The sequence below is a fragment of the Duganella alba genome (assembly GCF_009674495.1).
Lineage (GTDB): Bacteria > Pseudomonadota > Gammaproteobacteria > Burkholderiales > Burkholderiaceae_D > Rugamonas > Rugamonas alba.
Genome location: NZ_WKJN01000023.1, coordinates 98,040 through 104,933, shown reverse-complemented (window position 1 = coordinate 104,933; position 6,894 = coordinate 98,040). Strand labels below are relative to the sequence as shown.

Annotated in this window: 6 protein-coding genes and 1 rRNA gene; 3 read left to right on the top strand and 4 right to left on the bottom strand. The window is 61.9% G+C overall.

From position 1 onward, the window contains the following. Positions 1 to 7: 7 nt before the first annotated feature. Positions 8 to 120: ribosomal RNA gene (gene rrf / locus GJ695_RS20920) — 5S ribosomal RNA — on the top strand. Between the two features lie 47 nt (positions 121 to 167). Here rrf and GJ695_RS20915 read toward each other — a convergent pair. Beyond that, positions 168 to 1,721 carry a GDYXXLXY domain-containing protein gene (locus GJ695_RS20915; protein ID WP_154368129.1) on the bottom strand — a complete coding sequence of 518 codons (1,554 nt, stop codon included), beginning with the start codon at positions 1,719 to 1,721 and terminating at the stop codon, positions 168 to 170. Next, the gene (locus tag GJ695_RS20910; protein WP_154368127.1) at positions 1,718 to 2,662 is read right to left on the bottom strand and encodes a DUF2157 domain-containing protein; all 945 of its coding nucleotides are present in this window, start codon (positions 2,660 to 2,662) and stop codon (positions 1,718 to 1,720) included. The genes GJ695_RS20915 and GJ695_RS20910 overlap by 4 nt, the downstream gene beginning before the upstream one ends. Positions 2,663 to 2,814: 152 nt before the next feature. Between GJ695_RS20910 and GJ695_RS20905 the strand changes: the two genes are divergently transcribed. After that, positions 2,815 to 3,750, top strand: a complete 936-nt coding sequence (locus tag GJ695_RS20905) for a DHH family phosphoesterase (protein WP_154368125.1) — start codon at positions 2,815 to 2,817, stop codon at positions 3,748 to 3,750. Positions 3,751 to 3,788: 38 nt separating this feature from the next. Here the strand turns inward: GJ695_RS20905 and GJ695_RS20900 are convergent, their stop codons facing one another. Further along, positions 3,789 to 5,045 carry a nitronate monooxygenase gene (locus tag GJ695_RS20900; RefSeq protein ID WP_154368123.1) on the bottom strand — a complete coding sequence of 419 codons (1,257 nt, stop codon included), beginning with the start codon at positions 5,043 to 5,045 and terminating at the stop codon, positions 3,789 to 3,791. 145 nt (positions 5,046 to 5,190) lie between these two features. Further along, positions 5,191 to 5,676: a YajQ family cyclic di-GMP-binding protein gene (locus tag GJ695_RS20895; protein WP_154361477.1), complete on the bottom strand. Its 486-nt coding sequence runs from the start codon at positions 5,674 to 5,676 to the stop codon at positions 5,191 to 5,193. 154 nt (positions 5,677 to 5,830) lie between these two features. Between GJ695_RS20895 and murB the strand changes: the two genes are divergently transcribed. Next, positions 5,831 to 6,856, top strand: a complete 1,026-nt coding sequence (murB, locus tag GJ695_RS20890; protein ID WP_154368120.1) for a UDP-N-acetylmuramate dehydrogenase — start codon at positions 5,831 to 5,833, stop codon at positions 6,854 to 6,856. Positions 6,857 to 6,894: the final 38 nt, after the last annotated feature.

Sequence of the window (6,894 nt, the reverse complement as noted above, 5' to 3'; positions counted from 1 at the left end):
GTCAAAGCTTGATGACCATAGTAAGTCGGTCCCACCCCTTCCCATCCCGAACAGGACCGTGAAACGACTCTACGCCGATGATAGTGCTGCAACCAGTGTGAAAGTAGGTTATCGTCAAGCTAGTTATAAGTCAGGAAGGCCCGCTCATTGAGCGGGCCTTTTTGCGTTTACAGCGCTTCCAGGTTGGCGCCGCGCAGATTGACCAGCAGTGTGCGGCCGTTGCCATCGATGCGGAACTCGCCGTATCTGGCTTGCTGCCAGCGCTTTCCTTCGCCTTCCTTGAAATACCAGGCATCGCTGACCGGCCGCAGCCCGCTGCCGGTGTTCACCAATTCAATCAGGATTTCATCCGGCGCCAGCGGCGCGCCCGAGGCCGCCTGCTGGATGACGGCAACGCCCCGGCTGTCGATTTTCGCGACGACTTTGGTGCGCCGGTCCGCGTCGCCCAGGTGCGGCAGGCGGAAGTTCAGGCGCATGTAATCACCCTGCATCAGCGAACGTGGATCAACCGGCGCCAACTCGATAAATACCGGGCGGCCATGGCGAATCAGGTTTTCTTTTTGCCAGATGCCGCCGTTGATCACGACCAGTATCGCCAGCAGCGACAGTGCCATCAGCCTGGGCGGCCGCGCGGGCGTTTGTGCTGGCGCGCTTGCGCGGCGCGGCCAGTTCAGCCATCCGATCAGGCCGAAAGCGGCGCCGACCGCAGCCATGATGAGCGCTTTGCTGGCCAGCGGCATGTTGAGCTGGTAATAGAAGCCGCCGATGATCCATGCTGCCGATACGGCGGCAGCCACCGCCAGCAGCGGACGTGCGCTGGTGGTGCAAATCGCCAGGATCAGCAGCGCGCCGCCCAGCAGTGGCATCACCCACGACAGCACGAGCAGCAGCGCGACCGCAAGCAATATGTGTGGCGCGCGGCACGCCGGCCAACGATGGGCCAGCCATGCCGCGCCGCTGCCGGCCAGCACGATCGAAAACGTGCGCGACAGCGGGTCGCGGGTCAAGCCAAGGCTGTCGCCCGGCAAAGGTTCCAGCAGTGCGCCGATCATGAAAGTTTTTCCGGAGCTATACGCCAATCCCAGCAACAGCATGGCCGCCCAGCCAGATGCGATCGCGTCCAGCGCGATGGCGCCGCGCGCATTGAGGCCCGAGACGGGGTGGCTGTCCGACCAGCTCACGGCCACCAGCCACACCAGCAATGCACAGTGCAGGCCGTTGGGCAGTTGCGCGTGTTCGAAGGTGCGGTAGCCGGCAGCCATGGCGACAAAGGCCGCGGCAGCCAGCGCACCCAGCAGGGTACGCAGCCAGATTTGCGGCGCGGCCCACGCCGCGCCGATGATCACCAGCGTGAGTACGGCACTGGCCGAGCCCGGCGGCAGGTCGCGGTACAAGCCGATAGCCAGCAGAACGCCGGCCACCAGCAGCGCGGGAAAGCCCAGCTGCTCGATAAATTCCGACCGGCTGCCGCTGCGCAGCACCATCAAGGCCATGCCAAGGATGACGGCGCCGACCACATAGCCAAGTGCGCCTTTTTCCAACTGGTCGCCAAGCGTCAGGAACAACACGGCCACGAACGGGATGACCGCCAGCCAGGCGCCCAGCCCTGTCATCAATACAATGGGCCATGGACGCGTCATGGGCTGGGCTGTGGCGTCGGGTTGCAGGATGCCGCGCGCGGCGGCGGCCAGCACCAGGTCGTTCAAGCGTTGCCGGCTCATGCTATGTGCTCCCCGGTATGCGTGCGCGTCAGGTGCACGATCAGTTTGACGGTCGCGGCCAGCAGGCCGGCCGCAATGCAGCCGGTCAGCAGGATTGCCGAGGTCGCCATTTGACGATCATCCAGGATCGCGCGCGCCAGGCCGCTGACCAGCAGCACATTGGCGCCGAAGCCCAGCGCACTCAGCACGAACACATCAAACATCCTGCGCAGGCTGAACAGGTAGCCCAGCGCGGCGACACAGGCCAGCGTCAACAGATAGGCGGCGCCAAGCCGGTTTTCAAACAGGCTGTAGAGGGCGACCCAGCACAGGCCCGCGGTTGCGTAGATCATGCTCAGGCGCATAGGCCACAGTCCGGCGCCGATCGGGGCGAAGCGGAATGCCGCCGCCAGGGTGATCGCGGGTATCCACGACCCCAGGCTGTTGTGGAACACGCCGCGCCCGGGCACGACGGCGCACGCCAGCCAGGCAGCGGTCAAGGCCACTGCGGCCCACACTGTCCACAAGGCGGCGTGACGGATGTTCAGGCATAGCGGCAAGGTCAGCGCCGCCCATAGCGCGAACAGTTGCCATGGATCGGCGCCGGTCTGGTAGGTCTGGCCGAAGTGGGCGAACAGGCCGCCGCAGGTCATGAAGCCGAGCAGCGACAGCGGCACCCGCGCCGCCGGACGCAGCCAGGCGCCAAGCAGGGCGGCGATCAGCACGGCTTGCAACAGCCCGAAGCGTCCCGCACCCGAGAGCGACTGCCAGTTGGCGGCCAGCCAGAACAGAATGCCGAGTCCGCCCAAGGCGGCGCCCAGCACGGCCATGCCGGCCTGCAGCTGGCGCGCGAGCAGGGGCGGTGGCGCACCCAGGCCGGCAAGCTGTTTCAGCTCTGCATGCTGTTGAGCCGATAGCTGGTACTTGTCAGTCAGGGCCAGGATGGCAAGACGGAGATTCATGGGGGCCTCAATGGGTCTATGTATTGCATATAGAGTAACATTGTTTTTGTATGAATCATCGTGACTTAATGCAACGTATGGTCACTATTTGTGGGCAGCGATGCGATTGAGTTGTATCATTTACCGGTGTCCAACCCACCTGAGGTAGCTCCATGGCAGAAGCAAAAAAGTATCGCTTGGTAACCCGTAGCGATTTTGATGGTTTGGTATGTGCGGTGCTGCTGAAGCACCTGGACTTGATTGACGAGATCCTGTTCGTGCACCCGAAGGACATGCAGGACGGTAAGATCGCGATCAGCGACAACGACATCACGACCAACCTGCCGTTCGTGCAGGGCGTGCATATCGCGTTCGACCACCATTTGTCGGAAACCATCCGCAACACCGGCGAGCGCCAGAACCACGTGATCCATCCGGAGGCGCCATCGGCAGCGCGCGTGGTATACGACTACTATGGCGGCCTGAAGGCCTTCCCGGCGTCGTGGAACGATATGATGGCGGCGGTCGACAAGGGCGACGCCGCGCGCTTCAACGAGCAGGAAGTGCTGAATCCGGAAGGCTGGGATCTGCTGAACTTCCTGATGGATGCGCGCACCGGCCTGGGCCGCTTCCGCGAGTTCCGCATCTCGAACTACAACCTGATGATGGACCTGATCAATTACTGCAAGGACCATACGATCGAACAGATCATGGACATGCCGGATGTGAAGGAACGCAAGGAGCTGTACTTTGAGCACTCGGCGAAATGCAAGGAGCAGATCCGCCGCTGCGCCACCATCCACAAAAACCTGGTGGTGCTGGACCTGCGCAACGAGGAAGTGATCTTCGCCGGCAACCGCTTCATCATTTACGCGCTGTTCCCGGACACGAATATCTCGATCCACGTGCTGTGGGGTCTGAAGAATCAGAACACCGTGTTCGCCACCGGCAAATCGATCCTGAACCGCAGCTCGAAGACCAACATCGGCGCGCTGATGCTGGAATACGGCGGCGGCGGCCACGAGAACGCCGGCACCTGCCAGGTGGACAATGAGCGATCGGAAGAAGTGCTGGAAGCCTTGATCCACCGGATCAACAAGGACGGCTGATCAAAAAGAAACGGCGCCTGCGGCGCCGTTTTTCATCATCAGAACTCTTTTTCAGGCAGGGCGATCTGGTCGTCCGTGCTGAACTGGTAGTCCTTGAACACGTGCTCCGCAGTCAGCATCTGGTACTCGCCGTCAGGCTTCTTGAACGAGGTGTCCTTCAGCTTGTAGGTGTAGTGGCCGCAGGTCCAGCAGTTGAAGTTGCGCATGTGGGTGCACAGGCAGGTCTTGTCCATCACGACGATGTTCTTGTCGTTCGGATGCGCCGCCACTTCGCGGTTGTACGAATTGATGTAGGCGCAGTTGCCGGTCGCGTCCAGCAAGTAGCCGTAGGACTCGCAGCCCGGACGGATGCCCGAGCCGATCGCCGGCGTGCTCTTCAGCATGCGCATCGGGTAGCCGGTCGGCGAGATGCCGTTGACGACGATGTCCTCTTCCGACGCCTTGAAATATTCCTGCTTGACCTTGTCCGGCAGGCCGCATTCCTTGGTGACGGTGAAGCGGGTGGCCACTTGCACGCCCGCCGCGCCGGCTTCCAGGAACCTGACCGCATCGGAACCGGTGAAGATGCCGCCGGCCGCGATCAGTGGAATGTCCAGCTTCTCTTCCTTGAAGTAAGCCAGCAATTCCAGCATGATGGTCATCAGGTCGTAGTCTTTCCAGTCTTCCGGACCGAAGCCCAGGTGACCGCCGGCCAGCGGGCCTTCGACGATGACGTAATCCGGCAAACGGTTCAGCTTGGCGTTCTTGCGCAGGAAGATCTGCAGCGCGCGCACCGACGACACGATGATGCCCAGCTTGGCTTCGCGGAAGCGCGGGTGATCGGCCATCAGCGCGAACGAACCGAAGTGCAGGCCGGCCGACAGCGTGATGCCGTCAATGCCGGCGTCGAGCGCCGCGTTCAGACGGGTGCGCAGGGTTTCGCGCGGACCGTTCATGGTCAGCTTTTCCATGCAGTTGACGAAGATCAGGCCCGGGCCCTGTTTCGCCTTCATGGTGGCGCCGATGTGCAGGCGCTGCGCTTCAGCCAGGCGCTGCAGGTCGAACTGCACCATGGACTTGTCCATGTTGTTGATGTTGTGCTTGTAGAGCTTGGTTTTGTCCTTGACGAAGCTGGTGTCGAACTTGCGGTCCGACACGTCTTCCACCATCGCATCCGAGATGTGGCCGATACCGCCGAGGCGGGCCGCTTCCAGTGCCAGTTCCGAGGTCGAGATATCGACACCCATTCCGCCGATCATGATGGGCACATACTCTTCATTGCCAAATCGCAGGCGGAAATCATCAACACGTTTCATTGCTATCCTTAGACTACCGAGTTTAATTGCGGTCGCGCGGCAGTACGCATGGTCGGAGCTCCGACTTATTCTACTCCATGTGTACTACAGCTTTGTGACGGGCGCGGCAACGCCGGGCGTGCCGCGCGCAGGCGGTGGACGAGTATCAGTCGCGGAAGTTGTTGAATTCCAGCGGCAGCTCGGTGACGTCCTTGCGCAGCAGCGCCATGGCGGCCTGCAGGTCGTCGCGCTTGGCGCCGGTGATGCGCACCGATTCGCCCTGGATGCTGGCCTGCACCTTCATCTTGCTGTCCTTGATGACGCGCACGATTTTCTTGGCGTCGTCGGACTCGATGCCGTTTTTTACCTTCAGCACCTGGCGCACCTTGTCGCCGCCGATCTTCTTGATCTCGCCGTCTTCCAGGAAGCGCACGTCGACCTTGCGCTTGCCCAGCTTGTTGACCAGCACATCGCGCACCTGCTGCAACTGGAATTCCGCATCGGCGGTCATGGTCAGCTCGCGGTCCTTCTGTTCGACGGCGGCGCCGGTACCCTTGAAGTCGAAGCGCGTGGCGATCTCCTTTTGAGCTTGCTCGACGGCATTCTTCACTTCGATCATATCGGCTTCCAAAACTACATCAAACGACGGCATAACTATTTCCTTTTCGTGTGGCATGCAGCACGCATCGATCCGGCTGCATCAAAGACTGACATTTTAACGGACAACCTGCCGTTCGCTGCCATATCGGCGCTGGTTTTTTGCTTGTTTCGCTCTATAATCGATCAAATTTATTCGTTATTTCCCCATGTCCGCATCATTTTCTGTCTCACATCAATTTCCGCTTCAGTCCCTCAACACTTTCGGCATCGCCGCCAGCGCGCAGGCGTATGTGCGCGTGACTGAAAGAGAGCAATTGCTCGGCGTTTATGCTGACGCCAATTGGGCTGCGGTGCCGAAGCTGGTGCTGGGCGGCGGCAGCAATGTGCTGCTGACGGGCGACTTCAACGGCCTGGTGCTGCACATCGCCTTGCAGGGCCGCGCGCTTGCCGGCGAGACGAAACAACATTATTTGGTGCGTGCGGCGGCTGGCGAAAACTGGCATGCGTTCGTGCAGTGGACGCTGGCGCAAGGTTACGGTGGACTGGAAAACCTGTCGCTGATTCCCGGCACGGCGGGCGCGGCGCCCATCCAGAATATTGGCGCCTACGGGCTGGAAATCAAGGACGTATTCCACAGCGTGACGGTGTTCGATCCGCGCAGCGGCGAGACGCGCGCGATGGATGCGGCGGCGTGCCGCTTCGCTTACCGCGACAGTGTGTTCAAGCAGGAAGGCCGTCACCTGATCATTCTCGACGTGACCTTTGCGCTGCCCAAGCAGTGGCAGCCCAACCTGCGCTACGCGGAGCTGGCGCAGGCGCTGGCGGAGCAGGGCATCGCTGCGCCGACGCCGCAGCAGGTGGCCGACACGGTGATCGCCATTCGCCGCCGCAAGCTGCCCGATCCTGCGGTGATCGGCAACGCCGGCAGCTTCTTCAAGAATCCGGTGGTAACGGGCGCGCAATGCGCGGCGCTGCTGGCGCAGTTTCCGACGCTGGTGCATCATGCGCAGCCGGATGGCAGCGAGAAGCTGGCCGCCGGCTGGCTGATCGATCAATGTGGCTGGAAAGGGCGCAACCTCGGCGCCGCCGGCGTGTATCCGAAACAGGCGCTGGTGCTGGTGAATAACGGCGGCGCCACCGGCGCCGATGTGGTGGCGCTGGCCAGGGCGATCCAGGCGGACGTGCAGGCGCGCTATGGCGTGCTGCTGGAGCCTGAACCTGTGTTCATTTAAACCGGGGTCAGTGCCGACATTCGGACATTTCGCGAGCG

Bases quoted from the DNA above. Each gene is read 5' to 3' on its own strand.
- murB (WP_154368120.1), top strand. From the start codon at position 5,831: ATGTCCGCATCATTTTCTGTCTCACATCAATTTCCGCTTCAGTCCCTC.
- GJ695_RS20895 (WP_154361477.1), bottom strand. From the start codon at position 5,676: ATGCCGTCGTTTGATGTAGTTTTGGAAGCCGATATGATCGAAGTGAAG.
- GJ695_RS20905 (WP_154368125.1), top strand. From the start codon at position 2,815: ATGGCAGAAGCAAAAAAGTATCGCTTGGTAACCCGTAGCGATTTTGAT.
- GJ695_RS20900 (WP_154368123.1), bottom strand. From the start codon at position 5,045: ATGAAACGTGTTGATGATTTCCGCCTGCGATTTGGCAATGAAGAGTAT.
- GJ695_RS20915 (WP_154368129.1), bottom strand. From the start codon at position 1,721: ATGAGCCGGCAACGCTTGAACGACCTGGTGCTGGCCGCCGCCGCGCGC.
- GJ695_RS20910 (WP_154368127.1), bottom strand. From the start codon at position 2,662: ATGAATCTCCGTCTTGCCATCCTGGCCCTGACTGACAAGTACCAGCTA.